The organism is Marichromatium sp. AB32, assembly GCF_003718675.1.
GTDB lineage: Bacteria > Pseudomonadota > Gammaproteobacteria > Chromatiales > Chromatiaceae > Marichromatium > Marichromatium gracile.
The window spans coordinates 23,705-38,416 of sequence record NZ_RHFJ01000035.1 but is presented as its reverse complement, the minus strand read 5'-3'; the positions used below and the strand labels follow the sequence as shown (position 1 = coordinate 38,416).

Genomic DNA, 14,712 nt, shown 5'->3' with positions numbered 1-14,712 from the left:
ATCTTCGAACCCGGCGGCGGCCGTCTCGATGGCCGCCGCCGCCTCGGGCTTGTTGTCCTCGATCGCCACCAGGATGCCGCCCACCCCGAGGGCATGGGCCATGATGCGCGCGCCGTCGATCACCGCCTCGGCGTGTTCGCGCATCAGCCGGTCGTCGCAGGTGAGATAGGGCTCGCACTCGGCGCCGTTGATCACCAGGGTGTGCAATGGATGGCTGGCGCCGAGATTGAGCTTGACCGCGGCCGGGAAGGTCGCGCCGCCGAGCCCGACGATGCCGGCGGCGGCGACCCGCTCGGCGATGGCCCCCGGGTCGAGCGCGAACGGGTCGTCGCAGGGGGTGAGCGCCGCGTACCAGCGCTCCTCGCCGTCGGGCTCGATGCTGATCGTCGGCATCGCCAGTCCCGAGGGGTGATGGGCCGGGCGCTCGGCGATGGCGATCACCCGCCCCGAGGTCGGCGCGTGCAGCGGCGCCGAGATCGGTCCCTGGGCGCGGGCGATCGGCTCGCCCTTGGCCACCCGCTGACCCTTGCGCACCAGCGGTGCGGCGCTGGCGCCGATGTGCTGCTGCAGCGGCAGATCGAGTCGCGCGGGCAGCGCCAGCTCGGTGATCGGCGCGCTTGCGGCCAGCGCCTTGCGGTCATCGGGGTGGACGCCGCCGCGCACCGGATGGATACGATTGGCGGGGCGGCGCAACAGTTGGCGCAGGGCATTCATCGTGTCGCCACCTCCGGCCGGGGCCAGTACCAGGTCTGCGGGGTGGGGCGCTCGGGGCGCATCTCGATGCCCTCGGTGGGGCAGACCGCGGCGCACAGGCCGCAGCCGGTGCAGGCCTCGGGGAAGACGGCATGGATCATGTTGTTGGCCCCCATGATGGCGTCGGTCGGGCAGCGCTTGAGGCACTTGGTGCAGCCCACGCAGCGCTCGTCGTGGATGTGTGCGAGCTGCGGCGGCTGGTCGTCGACACCGGAGAGGTCGGCCTCGACCCCGAGCAGCTCGGCCAGCGCCTCGGCCAGCGCTCGTCCGCCCGGCGGGCAACAGCTGACCGCCGCCTCGCCGGCGGCGATCGCCGCTGCCGCCGGGGCGCAGCCGGGATAGCCGCACTGGCCGCATTGCGAGCCCGGCAGCAGCGCGGCGACCTGTTCGACGATGGGGTCGTCCTCGACCTTGAGGTGACGCGCGGCGAGTCCGAGCAACCAGCCGAGGGCGAGTCCGAGCGCGGTGAGGGTGAGGATGGCGGCAAGCATCTCTGAGACTCCGGTTGCGGGGCGTCGGCTCAGGCGAGTCCGGCGAAGCCCATGAAGGCGAGCGAGAGCAGTCCGGCGACGATGAAGGCGATCGGCGCCCCGGCGAAGGCCGCCGGGACCTCGGCCACCGCCAGGCGCTCGCGCAGCCCGGCGAAGAGCACCATCACCAGGGTGAAGCCGAGCGCCGAGCCGAGCCCGTAGAGCACGCTCTCGAAGAAGTCGTGGGATTGCTGCACGTTGAGCAGGGCGACGCCGAGCACCGCGCAGTTGGTGGTGATCAGCGGCAGGAAGATGCCCAGCACCTGATAGAGCGCGGGCGAGATCCGGCGCACCGCCAGCTCGGTGAACTGGACCACCGCGGCGATCACCAGGATGAAGCTGAGGATGCGCAGATAACCGAGCCCGAGCGGGCCGAGTACCAGGTGCTCGAGCAGCCAGCCGGCGACCGCGGCGAGGGTCAGCACGAAGGTGGTGGCCAGGCCCATCCCCAGGGCCGAGTCGAGCTTGCTCGACACCCCCATGAAGGGACAGAGCCCGAGGAATTTCACCAGCACCACGTTGTTGACCAGCGCGGTGCCGAGGATCAGCAGCAGATACTCGCCCATGGATGGCGGTCCTCACGATAGCGGCATTCGTCTGACACGCCAGTAAGCAAGCGGTGTGCCCAAAATCGGGATTGACCCCGAATGGGGCGTCAATCGTGGGTTTGCACCGGCTTCGGGCGGGAGAGGGTCTGTCGTGGTGCCAACAGGCTGTGGCATGGATGCCGATCGCCTTGTCGCAAAGCCGACAAGCTCTGGGATCGATGCCGGTGGTCGCCGAACGATTGAAAGCGGTACGCAGATTGCTTAAAGAACGCCCAGACCCACAGTCCCGAGGAGATGCCCGTGTCGCCCCAGCAAGCCCCCGAGGCCACCCAGGAGGCCGTGATCAATGCCCTCGGCGCCTTTCTCGCCGCGCCGCCCGAGGGCACCCCGCCAGAGGTGGTGGAGGCGCTCACCCTGATGGGCGGCAACCCCAAGGATCCCCTGCCGCCCCGGCTGTTCTTCGAGGCGGTGGAACAGTCGCCGCTGGCGATCTCGATCACCGACGCGCGTGCGATCATCCTCTATGCCAACCGCGCCTTCGAGACCCTCACCGGCTATGACCGCACCGAGGTGCTGGGACGCAACGAGTCGATCCTCTCCAACCGGGCCACGCCGGAGAGCATCTATCGCCATCTGTGGCGTACCCTCGAGCAGCGCCAGCCGTGGACCGGGACCCTGGTCAACCGCACCAAGGGGGGCGAGGACTATCTCGCCGAGCTGACCATCGCCCCGGTGCTCGATCGCAGCGGTGCGTTGCGCTACTTCCTCGGCATGCACCGCGACGTCACCAAGGTCCACGAGCTGGAGGCCGCGGTGCGTCAGCAGAAGGCGCGGGTCGAGACCGTGCTCGATGCCGCACCGGCGTTGATCGTGCTGCTCGATCACGAGGGTCGGATCATCCTCGACAACCAGGAGTACAAGAAGCTGCTCGGCGATCTGCGCGGACGCGAGCCGCTCGAGGTGCTGCGCGCTGCGCTGCGCGAGCAGGTCGGGGTGGACGTGCTCGAGGCCGGGGTCTCGGGGCAGGGGTTCAAGAACCTGGAGGTCGGGATCGAGGTCCCGGGCGGGGGCGGGCCGCGCTGGTTCGTCTGCTCGGCGACCCCGGTCGAGGAGTCCGACGTCTCGGCGCGCAGCTATTTCGGGCGTGCCAGCGGGGGCGAGCACCGGGTGCTGTTGCTCGCCAACGAGGTCACCAGCCGGCGTCGCGAGATCGAGCGCTCGCACCTCGAGAACCTGCGCGCGCGGCTCGCCGAGCAGCAGCGCATGCACGGCATGCGCGAGGCCCTGGCCGCGGCCATCTACCAGATCCAGGTGCCGCTCAACGTCATCAGCGCCGCCGCCTCGATGCTGCGCGGCGGCGCGGCCAACATCGACACCCTCGCCGGGATGCTCGATCAGATCAGCCATTCCGGCCAGCGTGCGCTCGACACCCTGACCTCGGCGCTCCCCGAGGAGCCGCGCGAGCCGGGGGCGCTGGTCAACGTCAACGAGCTGCTGCGTCAGGTGCTCGAACTCGAGACCGACCGGCTGCTCGCCAACGGCGTGGTGGTCGACTGGCGCCCGGCGGCGGTGCTGCCCGAGTTCACCAGCCACAAGGATCAGCTGCGCGCGCTCTTCAAGCACCTGGTCGACAATGCCATCCATGCCCTGTGCGAGTCCGGGCGGGCGCAGCGCGAGCTGCGTCTGTGCACCCGGCGCGTCGACGACGGGGTCGAGGTGGAGATCGAGGACAACGGGTCGGGGATCGCCCCGGAGGATCGCTATCGCGTCTTCGAGCCCTTCTTCATCGGCTGGCGACAGCGTCGCGGTCATGCCGGGATGGGGTTGGCGCTGGCCCAGGAGATCGTCAACGCCCATGGCGGTTCGATCGAGGTCGATTCGGAGGCGGTCGCCGGTTGTCGCGTGCGGCTGTTGCTCAACACCCTGTCGCAGGAACGCTGATCGTGGTCGAGGATCTCATGCGCTCACCCACTCCCGGGGTGTCGGCGCCGCGCGAGGATGCGCGCCGGCTCGCCCTGCTCGAATCCCAGCTCGGGGTGCTGTTCGAGGTCAGCAGCGTGCTCAGCCGCTCGCTCGACCTGCGCCAGACCCTGAGTGCCGTGCTCTCGGTGCTCGATGAACAGGGGCGGTTGCGTCACGGCATGGTCAGCCTGCTCGACGACGAGCGTGGCGAGCTGCTCATCGGCGCGCTCCACGACTCGGCGGCGGCGCCCTTCGAGACCGTCAGCTATCGTCCCGGCGAGGGCGTGATCGGCCAGATCCTGGCCAGCAACGCGCCCTGGATCCTGCCGCGTGTCGGCGACGAGCCGCGCTTTCTCGATCGGCTCAGTCTCTACGATCCCGAGCTGCCCTTCATCGGGGTGCCGATTCGTCTCGGTGAGGCCGGCGCGGTGGGGGTGCTCGCCGCCCAGCCGCTCGACGGCGACGCGCTGCTCGAACAGCGTGCCCACTTCCTCGAGATGGTCGCCAACCTGATCGGTCAGGCGGTGCGTCTGGCGCGTCGTGTCGAGGCCGAGCAGCGGGCGCTGCGCGAGGAGCGCGACACCCTCAGGCGCGAGGTGCGCGGTGCCCACGGCTTCGACAGCGTCATCGGTCGCGCCGATACCATGCGCCTGGTCTTCGAGCAGGTGCGCCAGGTCGCCAAGTGGAACACCACGGTGCTGATCCGGGGCGAGTCGGGCACCGGCAAGGAGCTGATCGCCAACGCCATCCACTACAACTCGCCGCGCGCGCGCGGCGCCTTCGTGCGGCTCAACTGCGCCGCGCTCCCCGACAACCTGCTCGAGTCCGAGCTGTTCGGTCACGAGAAGGGTGCCTTCACCGGCGCCGCCAGCCAGCGCAAGGGGCGCTTCGAGCAGGCCGACGGCGGCACCCTGTTCCTCGACGAGATCGGCGAGATCAGCCCCGCCTTCCAGGCCAAGCTGCTGCGGGTGCTGCAGGAGGGCGAGTTCGAGCGCGTCGGTGGCACCCGGACGCTCAAGGTCGATGTGCGGGTGATCGCCGCCACCAACCGCGATCTCGAGAGCGAGGTCCGCGCCGGCGAGTTCCGCGAGGATCTCTACTACCGACTCAACGTGATGCCGATCCGCATGCCGCCGCTGCGCGAGCGGCTCGAGGACGTGCCCGAGCTGGCCCGCTTCCTGGTCGACAAGATCGCCCGCGTCCAGGGCCGCACGCTCAGCATCAGCGACAGCGCGCTGCGGGTGCTGATGCGGCATGACTGGCCGGGGAACGTGCGCGAGCTGGAGAACTGTCTGGAGCGCGCCGCGGTGATGAGCGTCGACGGGCGCATCGATTGCGAGGTGGTCGAGTCGACCGGGTTGGACGTCAGCGCCATGGCCAACGAGCCGCCGCGCCCGCTGGCGCGTCCGACGGCGGCCAAGATCGACCTCAACGACCCCAAGCTCGACGAGCGCGAGCGGGTGATCGCGGCGCTGGAGGAGGCCGGTTGGGTGCAGGCCAAGGCGGCGCGGCTGCTCAACATGACCCCGCGTCAGATCGCCTATCGCATCCAGACGCTCAACATCAGGGTGCGGCAGTTCTGAGCGGGGTTCAGCGCGGCAGGCGGATGATGCGCTCGACCAGCGGGATATGGCGCAGCCGGCGCATGATCTGGGCGAGATGGACACGGCTGCGCACCAGGATCACGAACTCCAGCGCGGTGGTCATCCCCTCCTTCTCGCAGGAGACCACGGTCTCGATGTTCGAGCCCTGTTCGGCGATGGCGCTGGCGACCACCGCCAGGGCGCCGCGGCGGTTGCCGATCTCGACGCGGATCTCGGTGGAGAACTCGCCCTCGGGCTCGCTCGCCCACTCCACCGCCAACCGGCGGTCGCGCTTGCGCTCGGGGCTGCCGAGGTTGCGACACTCGCTGCGGTGCACGACGATGCCGCGCCCGGGGCTGAACTGGGCGGCGATGGTGTCGCCGGGGATCGGTCGGCAGCAGCGTGCGAAGCTCACCACCATGCCCTCGGTGCCGCGGATCGCCAGGCGGTTGGGGTGGTTCTTGGCCTCGTTGCGGGGCTCGCTGCCGAGCTCCTCGAGCTCGCCGCCGACGAGTCGGCGCGCGACCAGTGCGGCGAGCCGGTTGCCGAGACCGATGTCGACCAGCAGGGCGTCGAGTCCGGCGAGCTTGGCCTCGTCGAGATAGGCGGCGAGTCGTGGCGTCTCGAGCTGGTCGAGGTCGAGGTCGAAGACCGAGAGTTCGGCGTTGAGCAGCCGCTTGCCGAGCCCGAGCGCCTCGCGCTGCTTGAGGTTCTTGAGATAGCTGCGGATGCCGGCGCGGGCCTTGCCGGTGGTGACGAAGTTCAGCCAGGAGGCGTTGGGCTTGGCCCCGGGGGCGTTGATGATCTCGACGCGCTGGCCGCTGCGCAGCACCGTGTTGAGCGCCACCAGGCGGTGATCGACGCGGGCGGCGACACAGGTGTTGCCGATGTCGGAGTGGATCGCGAAGGCGAAGTCGACGACGGTGGCGCCGCGCTTGAGGGTGATGATCCGGCCCTTGGGGGTGAAGACATAGACCTCGCCGGGGAAGAGGTCGACCTTGACGTTCTCGAGGAACTCGACCGAGTTGCCGGCCTCGCGCTGCATCTCCAGCAGGTTCTGCAGCCAGTCGGCGGCGAGTGCCGCGGGGTTGGCCTCCTCGCCGCTCTTGTAGAGCCAGTGCGCGGCGATCCCCGACTCGGCCATGCGCTGCATGTCCTCGGTGCGGATCTGCACCTCGATCTGCACCCCCTGGGGGCCGACCAGCACGGTGTGCAGCGACTGGTAGCCGTTGGCCTTGGGGATGGCGATATAGTCCTTGAAGCGACCGGGGACCGGCTTGTAGAGGTTGTGGACCACGCCGAGCACGCGGTAGCAGGTGTCGACCCGGTCGACGACCACGCGGAAGGCGGAGACGTCGATCACCTCCTCGAAGGGGTGATGCTTGTCGCGCATCTTGCGGTAGATGCCGTAGAGATGCTTGCGTCGTCCCTCGACGGTGCCGGGGATCCCTTCCTGGGCGAGTGCCTCCTGGAGCGCCCGCTCGACCGCACCGACCATCTCGACCCGCTCCCCGTGGGTGTGTCGGACCGCGCGATGGATGATCCGGCGGCGCCACGGCCAGTGGTGCTCGAAGCCGAGCTCCTCGAGCTCGATGCGGACCCAGTTGATGCCCAGGCGGTTGGCGATCGGGGCGTAGATCTCCAGGGTCTCGCGCGAGATCCGGCGACAGGCCTCGGGGCGCATCGCGTCGAGGGTGCGCATGTTGTGCAGCCGGTCGGCGAGCTTGATGAGGATCACCCGGATGTCGCGGGTCATCGCCAGCAGCATCTTCTGCAGGCTCGCCGCCTGCGCCTCGGCGCGCGAGTCGAAGTCGATCTGCGAAAGCTTGCTGACCCCGTCGACCAGCTCGGCGACATCGTCGCCGAAGTCGGCGGCGACCTCGGCCTTGGCGATGTCGGTATCCTCGATGACGTCGTGCAGCAACGCCGCCATCAGACATTTGTAGTCCATGCGCATCTCGGCGAGGATGCGCGCCACCGCGACCGGGTGGTAGATGTAGGGCTCGCCCGACTTGCGCTTCTGGCCCTCGTGGGCCTCGGCGCCGAACAGATAGGCGCGATAGAACTCGCGGACCTGGTCGGGGGGGAGATAGCTTTCGAGATAGGCGCAGAGGTCGCTGATGAGATAGCGCGGCGGCTCGGCGCGCAGCGGGGATTCGGGTGCGCGGGCGACGGGCGGCGCGACGGTCAGCGGATCGGCGGGCATGGACGGCGCGATGCGGCGGTGGAGGTGGGGGGATGCGCGCGCCACCGGCAGGGAGGCCGGTGGGCACGCCCGGCTGCGGGCATGGGGACCCGCCGCGAGGACACGACTAGCGGGCCTCGCCGCGCGGCGTCTCGGTCGCAGCCAGCTCGGCGGCGAGCGCCTGCTCGAGCGAGGCCGACTCGTCCATCTCGCTCTGGGCCTCCTGGATGGTGCCCTTGGTGACGTTGCCGGCGGCGATCTCGCGCAGCGCCATCACCGTCGGCTTGTCGTTCTCCCAGGCCAGCGTGGGCTCGACACCGTTGGCGACCTGGCGGGCGCGCTTGGTCGCCAGCAGCACCAGATCGAAGCGGTTGTCGACGTTCTTGAGGCAGTCCTCGACGGTAATTCTTGCCATGGTCGGGTGATCTCTAAAAGCTATTTTGGAGCGGATGAATCCAGAGCGGGCCGTGCATCTCGATGCGGTGGCGCGGCGCCGCGACGGGGCGCCCCGGGGCGGTCCTGGGACGGCCCGCGAACAGGGTGTGAACACTGCTCAGACTATCACAAGAACGGTGGGTTCAAGTAGCGTCCGGCAGGTCTTTGCGAGCGACCCGGCGCCGGCCCCAGGCCGGCGGCGCGGGATGTCGAGCGAGGCGCGCCGGTGGCGCCGGCTCAGCCCTCGAGCAGCGCTGCGAGCACGGCCTGCTGGCGCGCCTGGCGCTGGCGCTCGGCGGTGACGATCGCCGCCAGGGTGGCGAGCGCGGCGTCGAAGTCACCGTTGACCACCAGATAGTCGTACTCGTCGCCGTGGATCATCTCGTCGTGCGCCTGGGCCATGCGTCCGGCGATCACCGTGTCGCTGTCGGTGCCGCGTCCGCGCAGCCGCCGCTCGAGCTCGCTGATCGAGGGCGGCAGCACGAAGATGCCGACCGCCTCGGGGATGCGCTCGCGGACCTGACGCGCGCCCTGCCAGTCGATCTCCAGGATCAGGTCCTCGCCGGCCTCGAGCCGGTCGCGCACGTCCTGCTCGCGGGTGCCGTAGAGGTTGCCGAAGACCTCCGCCGACTCGAGGAAGTCGCCGGCGGCGATCGCCTGCTCGAAGCGTTCGCGGGCGAGGAAGTGATAGTGGACGCCGTCCTGCTCGCCGGCGCGCGGCGCGCGGGTGGTGCAGGAGACCGAGAGCGCGAGCGCGGGATCACGCTCGAGGAGCGCCCGGACCAGACTGGTCTTGCCGGCGCCCGAGGGCGCCGAGACGATGAAGAGGATGCCTTGTCCCATTGCGGGTGTGCCTTCGACGGTGGGGTCCTGCGCGGCCGCGGACGGTGTGTCTTGGTTGGGGCTGCAACCGCGAGCCCGGAGCGGACTCGGGCGTGCCTTTCCACCTGGGTGCGCGAGACGAAAAAGGCGCAATTATACGACCTTGCAACGGCCCTCGACAGCGGCGCGTGGTGTATGCGAGAACGTCCCTGTCGCTGTCGCCAGCGGCGCGCGACAGGCGTCCGAGGTCATTCGATGTTCTGGATCTGCTCGCGCATCTGCTCGATCAGCACCTTCATGTCGACCACGGTGCGGGTGATGGTGACGTCGGAGGACTTGGAGCCGATGGTGTTGGTCTCGCGGTTGAGCTCCTGCATCAGGAAGTCGAGCCGGCGACCGATCGGCTCGTCGCGCTCGAGCACGCTGCGTACCTCGGCGATATGGGCGGTGAGCCGGTCCATCTCCTCGTCGACGTCGAGCTTGGTGGCGACGAGCACGATCTCCTGTTCGAGACGGGCTTCGTCGAGCTCCTCGCGCAGCTCGGCGAGACGCTCGGCGAGCCGGGCGCGGGTCTCGGCGATGACCTCGGGCATGCGGTTGCGCACTTGTCCGACACAGACCTCGAGCCGGTCGCAGCGCTCGCGTACCAGCTGCGCGAGGCGCGCGCCCTCGCGCTCGCGGGTGGCGATCAGGCCGTCGATGGTCTGATCGAGCAGCGCCATCGCGGCGGCGCCGATCTGATCGAGATCGCGCTCCTGCTCCCGGATCACGCCGGGCCAGCGCAGCAGTTCGAAGGGCGTGGGGCGGGTGTCGCGACCGCTGAGCCCGGCGAGGGCATCGCCGGCGGCGAGCAGCTGCTCGACCAGCGGACGGTTGAGCTCGAGCGCGACCGGGGCGCCGGCGCCGGGATTGAAGCGCAGCGCGCAGTCGACCTTGCCGCGGTGCAGCCGCTCGCCGAGCCGTGCGCGGATCCGGGTGTCGAGCGCGCGCAGCTCCTCGGGCAGGCGCAGCATCGGCTCGAGATAGCGATGGTTGACGGTCCTGAGCTCCCAGGTAAGCTCGCCGAGCGCGCTCTGGCTGGATTCGCGGGCGAAGGCGGTCATGCTCTTGATCATGCTGGCGCGGCTCTCGGGGGCGGAAGAACGGTCGGATGGACTCCAGTATAAGGCAGCGTCGCCCGGCCTTTCGAGCGTCGGTGTCGTGGGTGGTGCGTATACTTGGCGCCGATGCGTGTCGCCCCGTGACGCGTGTCGTCGCCATCGGGCGCCATCAATGGGTGCCGTGTAGCAAGACACCCGGTCCGGCCGTTCGGCCGCCCGGGTCCAGTGGAGCAGATGATCCAGCCATGGCCCTGGCCCGACAAAGCCTCTCTCCGGGCACCCTGGTGGGTGCCTATCAGCTCGCCGAGGTCATCGGCAAGGGCGGCTTCAGCCTGATCTATCTCGCCCACGACCTCGACACCGGGGCCGAGGTGGTGATCAAGGAGTACATGCCGAAGAAGCTCGCCCGCCGCCGCGACGGCGGGCGTGTCGTCCCGATGAGCGCCGAGCAGGCGCTGTCGCTGCACCACGGGCGCCGACTGTTCTTCCAGGAGGTGCAGGCGCTGGCCTCGCTGTCGCACCCGAGCATCGTCCGCGTGCTCGACTTCTTCCTCGCCAACGACACCGGCTATCTGGTGATGCCCAACGAGCGCGGGCGCAACCTCTCGGGCTATCTGCAGCAGCGCCGCGGCGGCGTCAGCACCACCTTTCTGCTGGATGTCTTCGTGCCGGTGCTCGATGCCCTGGCGCTGATGCACCGGCACGCGATGGTCCATCTCGACGTCAAGCCCGGCAACATCCATCTGCGTCACGGCAACCAGCCGCTGCTGCTCGATCTCGGCGCGGTGCACCCGCTCAACCGCGAGCGTGCCCGCGGCAGCCAGGTGGTCACCGCCGGTTACTCGCCGGTCGAGCAGTACTTCAGTCGCGCCGAGCTCGGTCCCTGGACCGATGTCTATGCCGTCGGCGCGAGCATCCGCACCTGCATGGAGCGCAAGACCCCGCCCCCGGCGCTCGAGCGCAAGAAGGAGGACACCCTGGTGTCGGCGCGCGAGGCGCTCGCCGGGCGCTATCCCGGCTTCCTGCTCGAGGCGGTCGACTGGGCGATGCAGATGGAGGCGGCGCGCCGTCCGCGGGATGCCAGCGCGCTGCTCGACTGGTTGCGCCCGCACCTGGATCGCTACCGGACGGGCGCGGTCACCAGCGCCGCCGACAGCCGTCCGACCGGGGTCGAGGCGCATTGACGCCCCCCTGGCCGGCGACCGAAGATGGCCGGCCAATCAACCGAGAGACAGAGCCCATGCGACCATCCCAACGCCGTCCCGACCAGCTGCGCGACCTGCGCTTCACCCGTGGCTTCACCAAGCACGCCGAGGGCTCGGTGCTGGTGGAGTTCGGCGACACCCGGGTGCTCTGTACCGCCAGTGTCGAGGCCCGGGTGCCGCCCTTTCTCAGGGGCCAGGGCAAGGGCTGGGTGACCGCCGAGTACGGCATGCTGCCGCGCGCCACCGGCGAGCGCAGCCCGCGCGAGGCGGCGCGCGGCAAGCAGGGCGGTCGCACCCTCGAGATCCAGCGCCTGATCGGGCGCGCGCTGCGGACCGCGATCGATCTCGACGCCCTCGGCGAGCGCACCATCACCCTCGACTGCGACGTCCTCCAGGCCGACGGCGGCACCCGCACCGCGGCGATCTCCGGCGCCTGGGTGGCGCTGCGCGAGGCCGTCGACGGTCTGCTCGCCAGCGGCGCGCTCGGCGCCGATCCGCTGCACACCCAGGTCGCGGCGGTCTCGGTCGGGGTGTTCGAGGGCGAGCCGGTGCTCGATCTCGACTATGCCGAGGACAGCAAGGCCGAGACCGACATGAACCTGGTGATGGACGCCGACGGGCGCTTCATCGAGATCCAGGGTACCGCCGAGGGCGTGCCCTTCGCCCGCGCCGAACTCGACGCGCTGCTGGCGCTGGGCGAGGCCGGCATTCGCGAGATCCAGGCCGCGCAGCGCGCGGTGCTGGCCGACTGACCACCCGATCAACCCACCTGCCGATGGACCCCGCCATGAACCCAAACGTACCCGAGACCCGGATCGTGCTGGCGAGCAACAATGCCGGCAAGGTCCGCGAGATCAACCAGCTGCTCGCCGCCAGCGGGCTGCAGGTCGAGCCACAGCGCGACCACGCCATCCCCGAGATCGAGGAGACCGGGCTGAGCTTCGTCGAGAACGCCATCCTCAAGGCGCGCAACGCCGCGCGTCACAGTGGGCTGCCGGCGATCGCCGACGACTCCGGGATCGAGGTCGACGCCCTCCAGGGCGCGCCCGGGATCCGCTCGGCGCGTTATGCCGGGGCGGGCGCGAGCGATGCCGAGAACCTCGCGCAGCTGCTGCAGGCGCTCGCCGGTGTCGCCCCCGAGGCGCGCAGCGCGCGTTTCCAGTGCGTGCTGGTCTATCTGCGTCATGCCGAGGATCCGACCCCGGTGATCTGCCAGGGCACCTGGGAGGGGCGGGTGCTCGAGACCCCGCGCGGCACCAACGGCTTCGGCTACGACCCGGTGTTCTTCGTCCCCGAGACCGGCTGCAGCGCCGCCGAGCTCGACGCCGAGACCAAGAACCGGCTCAGTCATCGCGGCCAGGCGCTGCGGTTGCTGCAGGCGCGGCTGGCGCCGGCGGGTGTCTGAGTCCCAACGAACACGTTATCGATCATGACCCAAGAGACCATCGACACGCGGCTGCAGCAGGTGCAGTCGCGCATCCAGGCCGCCGCCGCGCGCGCCGGGCGCGATCCGGCCACGATCGCGCTGCTGGCGGTGAGCAAGAAGCAGCCGCTGGCGGCCATCGCCGCCGCCCACGAGGCTGGCCAGCGCGCCTTCGGCGAGAGCTATGTGCAGGAGGCGCTCGACAAGATCACCGCGCTCGAGGCGCCCGGCATCGAATGGCACTTCATCGGTCGGGTGCAGTCGAACAAGACGCGCCAGATCGCCGCCCACTTCGACTGGGTGCACGGGCTGTGCAGCCCGGATCACGCCCGTCGGCTCAACGACCAGCGCCCCGCGGATGCCGCGCCGCTCAACGTCTGCATCCAGGTCAATCTCGCCGGCGAGGCGAGCAAGGCCGGACTCGCGCCCGAACAGGCCGCCGAGCTGCTGGCGCTCTGCGAGACCCTGCCGGCGCTGCGCGTGCGCGGGCTGATGACGCTGCCGCCGCCGGCCGAGGACGAGGCCGCGCAGCGCGTCCCCTTCCGCGCGCTGCGCGCGCTGCGCGACACGCTGGCCAGCGCCGCCACCCCGCTCGAGTGTCTGTCGATGGGGATGTCGGGCGATCTCGAGGCGGCGATCCTCGAGGGCTCGACCCTGGTGCGGGTCGGCACCGCGGTGTTCGGGCCGCGTCCTTATAATTGAGTTTTGGCATGGCGCCCGCCGGGCGTCTGCCGCATGGTTTCCTTCTGTTTCCGGGGTTGATATGACGACAGCCAGCATTGCCTTCATCGGTGGCGGCAACATGGCCACCAGCCTGATCGCCGGCCTGATCGCCGACGGCTACGATGCCGCCGCGATCCGGGTCGTCGAGCCCGACGACCAGCGCCGCGGCGAGCTGCAGGCGCGCTTCGGCGTGCGTGCCTTCGCTGCTGGTGCCGACGCGATCGACGGGGTCGAGATCGTCGCCCTGTGCGTCAAGCCGCAGGTCGCCGCCGCCGTCTGCCGTGATCTGGCCCCGGCGCTCGCCGGTCGCCGGGTGCTGGTGATCTCGGTGATGGCCGGGGTGCGCGAGGCGACGCTGCAACGCTGGCTCGGCGCGCCGCTGCCGGTGGTGCGGGCGATGCCCAACACCCCGGCGATGGTGCAGAGCGGTGCGATCGGCCTGCACGCCAGCGCCGAGGTCGATGCCGCCGGTCGCAATCATGCCGAGACCATCCTGCGCGCCGCCGGGCTGACCCGCTGGGTCGACAACGAGGCGCAGATCGATGCCGTCACCGCCATCTCCGGCAGTGGCCCGGCCTATTTCCTGCGCTTCATGGAGGCGCTCGAGGAGGCCGGGGTCGCCCTCGGGCTGGATGCCGAGACGGCGCGGTTGCTGACCGTACAGACCGCGCTCGGCGCGGCCAAGATGGCGATGGAGAGCGACGAGACCCCGGCGCGGCTGCGCGAACGGGTGACCTCGCCCGGCGGTACCACGGCGCGCGCGCTGGCGGTGTTCGACGGCGCCGACCTGCACGATCTGGTGGCGCGTGCCGCGCGTGCCGCGCGTGATCGCGCCGCCGAGATCTCGACCGAGCTCGAGGGCCAGTCATGAGTTCGTCCTATCTGCTCAACCCCGCCGTCTTCCTGATCCAGACCCTGTTCGGGCTCTATGCCGCGGTGGTGGCCATCCGCTTCCTGCTGCAGTGGTCGCGCGCCGACTTCTACAACCCGATCTCGCAGTTCGTGGTCAAGGTCACCACCCCGGTGCTGCGCCCGCTGCGCAAGCTGGTGCCCGGCTACGGCGGACTCGATCTCGCCTCGCTGCTGCTGGTGTGGCTGCTGCTTGCCGTCGAGTCGTTGCTGCTGATGCTGCTGCTCGGGGTCGATCGCTCGCCCTTTGCGGTGCTCGGCTGGGCCGTGCCCGGGGTGCTGGAGCTGTTCTTCGACATCTTCTTCTTCGCCGTGCTGGCGCGCGCCCTGCTCAGCTGGCTCAACCCCGATCCCTTCAACCCGGCCGTGGCGCTGCTCGCGCGCCTGACCGATCCGCTGATGCGTCCGGCGCAGCGGCTGATCCCCCCGATCGGTGGCATCGACCTGTCGCCGATGGCGGTGCTGATCGGGTTGGTGCTGCTCAAGATGCTGCTGGTGCCGCCGCTCGATTTCCTCGTCGGCAATCCCTTCTGA

At 70.1% G+C, this 14,712-nt stretch carries 15 protein-coding genes; 8 read left to right on the top strand and 7 right to left on the bottom strand.

Annotation, left to right across the window (positions count from 1 at the left end; genetic code table 11):
* From EBL85_RS11480 to rsxA, 3 genes are all read right to left on the bottom strand, one after another.
* Nucleotides 1–714 (bottom strand): RnfABCDGE type electron transport complex subunit C (locus EBL85_RS11480; RefSeq protein ID WP_123142977.1); only part of this gene is annotated, 714 nt, incomplete at its 3' end.
* Entirely contained in the window at nt 711–1,244 is a 534-nt protein-coding gene (rsxB, locus tag EBL85_RS11475; RefSeq protein WP_123138993.1) for an electron transport complex subunit RsxB, read from the bottom strand. The genes EBL85_RS11480 and rsxB, both read right to left, overlap by 4 nt.
* A 29-nt stretch (nt 1,245–1,273) precedes the next feature.
* Nucleotides 1,274–1,849, bottom strand: coding sequence for an electron transport complex subunit RsxA (rsxA, locus tag EBL85_RS11470; RefSeq protein ID WP_005223102.1), 576 nt, complete (start codon nt 1,847–1,849; stop codon nt 1,274–1,276).
* 276 nt (nt 1,850–2,125) lie between these two features.
* On the opposite strand from rsxA, the gene nifL reads away from it, so the two are divergent.
* Together nifL and nifA are read left to right on the top strand one after the other, a co-directional pair.
* Nucleotides 2,126–3,772, top strand: coding sequence for a nitrogen fixation negative regulator NifL (gene nifL, locus EBL85_RS11465; RefSeq protein ID WP_123142976.1), 1,647 nt, complete (start codon nt 2,126–2,128; stop codon nt 3,770–3,772).
* A gap of 17 nt (nt 3,773–3,789) precedes the next feature.
* Nucleotides 3,790–5,376 (top strand): nif-specific transcriptional activator NifA, encoded by a 1,587-nt coding sequence (gene nifA / locus EBL85_RS11460; RefSeq protein WP_123142979.1) that lies wholly within the window; start codon nt 3,790–3,792, stop codon nt 5,374–5,376.
* Between the two features lie 7 nt (nt 5,377–5,383).
* Here nifA and EBL85_RS11455 read toward each other — a convergent pair whose 3' ends face one another.
* From EBL85_RS11455 to EBL85_RS11440, 4 genes are all read right to left on the bottom strand, one after another.
* On the bottom strand, nt 5,384–7,567 hold the full coding sequence (locus tag EBL85_RS11455) for a bifunctional (p)ppGpp synthetase/guanosine-3',5'-bis(diphosphate) 3'-pyrophosphohydrolase (RefSeq protein WP_369957537.1): 2,184 nt from the start codon (nt 7,565–7,567) through the stop codon (nt 5,384–5,386).
* 121 nt (nt 7,568–7,688) lie between these two features.
* Nucleotides 7,689–7,976, bottom strand: a complete 288-nt coding sequence (rpoZ, locus tag EBL85_RS11450; RefSeq protein WP_123138990.1) for a DNA-directed RNA polymerase subunit omega — start codon at nt 7,974–7,976, stop codon at nt 7,689–7,691.
* A gap of 257 nt (nt 7,977–8,233) precedes the next feature.
* Nucleotides 8,234–8,839, bottom strand: a complete 606-nt coding sequence (gene gmk, locus EBL85_RS11445; RefSeq protein WP_123142975.1) for a guanylate kinase — start codon at nt 8,837–8,839, stop codon at nt 8,234–8,236.
* A 227-nt stretch (nt 8,840–9,066) separates the two neighbouring features.
* The gene (locus tag EBL85_RS11440; RefSeq protein WP_123138988.1) at nt 9,067–9,933 is read right to left on the bottom strand and encodes a YicC/YloC family endoribonuclease; all 867 of its coding nucleotides are present in this window, start codon (nt 9,931–9,933) and stop codon (nt 9,067–9,069) included.
* Between the two features lie 230 nt (nt 9,934–10,163).
* Here EBL85_RS11440 and EBL85_RS11435 point away from each other — a divergent pair, with 230 nt between their 5' ends.
* The 6 genes from EBL85_RS11435 to EBL85_RS11410 all read left to right on the top strand — a co-directional run bounded on the left by EBL85_RS11435 (nt 10,164) and on the right by EBL85_RS11410 (nt 14,712).
* On the top strand, nt 10,164–11,102 hold the full coding sequence (locus EBL85_RS11435) for a serine/threonine-protein kinase (RefSeq protein WP_123138987.1): 939 nt from the start codon (nt 10,164–10,166) through the stop codon (nt 11,100–11,102).
* A 56-nt stretch (nt 11,103–11,158) separates the two neighbouring features.
* Nucleotides 11,159–11,875: a ribonuclease PH gene (gene rph / locus EBL85_RS11430; protein WP_062271544.1), complete on the top strand. Its 717-nt coding sequence runs from the start codon at nt 11,159–11,161 to the stop codon at nt 11,873–11,875.
* 35 nt (nt 11,876–11,910) lie between these two features.
* Nucleotides 11,911–12,528: an RdgB/HAM1 family non-canonical purine NTP pyrophosphatase gene (rdgB, locus tag EBL85_RS11425; RefSeq protein ID WP_123139324.1), complete on the top strand. Its 618-nt coding sequence runs from the start codon at nt 11,911–11,913 to the stop codon at nt 12,526–12,528.
* A gap of 24 nt (nt 12,529–12,552) precedes the next feature.
* A complete protein-coding gene (locus EBL85_RS11420) occupies nt 12,553–13,248 on the top strand; it encodes a YggS family pyridoxal phosphate-dependent enzyme (protein WP_123138986.1) in 696 nt (231 codons plus the stop codon).
* Between the two features lie 61 nt (nt 13,249–13,309).
* A complete protein-coding gene (gene proC / locus EBL85_RS11415; RefSeq protein WP_123142974.1) occupies nt 13,310–14,140 on the top strand; it encodes a pyrroline-5-carboxylate reductase in 831 nt (276 codons plus the stop codon).
* On the top strand, nt 14,137–14,712 hold the full coding sequence (locus tag EBL85_RS11410) for a YggT family protein (RefSeq protein WP_123138984.1): 576 nt from the start codon (nt 14,137–14,139) through the stop codon (nt 14,710–14,712). Before proC ends, EBL85_RS11410 begins: the two co-directional genes overlap by 4 nt.

Excerpts from the sequence above, each read along its gene's own strand:
- EBL85_RS11410 (WP_123138984.1), top strand. The coding sequence starts at position 14,137 with ATGAGTTCGTCCTATCTGCTCAACCCCGCCGTCTTCCTGATCCAGACC.
- EBL85_RS11440 (WP_123138988.1), bottom strand. The coding sequence starts at position 9,933 with ATGATCAAGAGCATGACCGCCTTCGCCCGCGAATCCAGCCAGAGCGCG.
- EBL85_RS11435 (WP_123138987.1), top strand. The coding sequence starts at position 10,164 with ATGGCCCTGGCCCGACAAAGCCTCTCTCCGGGCACCCTGGTGGGTGCC.
- rsxB (WP_123138993.1), bottom strand. The coding sequence starts at position 1,244 with ATGCTTGCCGCCATCCTCACCCTCACCGCGCTCGGACTCGCCCTCGGC.
- EBL85_RS11420 (WP_123138986.1), top strand. The coding sequence starts at position 12,553 with ATGACCCAAGAGACCATCGACACGCGGCTGCAGCAGGTGCAGTCGCGC.
- nifL (WP_123142976.1), top strand. The coding sequence starts at position 2,126 with ATGCCCGTGTCGCCCCAGCAAGCCCCCGAGGCCACCCAGGAGGCCGTG.
- rsxA (WP_005223102.1), bottom strand. The coding sequence starts at position 1,849 with ATGGGCGAGTATCTGCTGCTGATCCTCGGCACCGCGCTGGTCAACAAC.
- nifA (WP_123142979.1), top strand. The coding sequence starts at position 3,790 with ATGCGCTCACCCACTCCCGGGGTGTCGGCGCCGCGCGAGGATGCGCGC.
- rph (WP_062271544.1), top strand. The coding sequence starts at position 11,159 with ATGCGACCATCCCAACGCCGTCCCGACCAGCTGCGCGACCTGCGCTTC.
- rdgB (WP_123139324.1), top strand. The coding sequence starts at position 11,911 with ATGAACCCAAACGTACCCGAGACCCGGATCGTGCTGGCGAGCAACAAT.
- gmk (WP_123142975.1), bottom strand. The coding sequence starts at position 8,839 with ATGGGACAAGGCATCCTCTTCATCGTCTCGGCGCCCTCGGGCGCCGGC.
- rpoZ (WP_123138990.1), bottom strand. The coding sequence starts at position 7,976 with ATGGCAAGAATTACCGTCGAGGACTGCCTCAAGAACGTCGACAACCGC.
- proC (WP_123142974.1), top strand. The coding sequence starts at position 13,310 with ATGACGACAGCCAGCATTGCCTTCATCGGTGGCGGCAACATGGCCACC.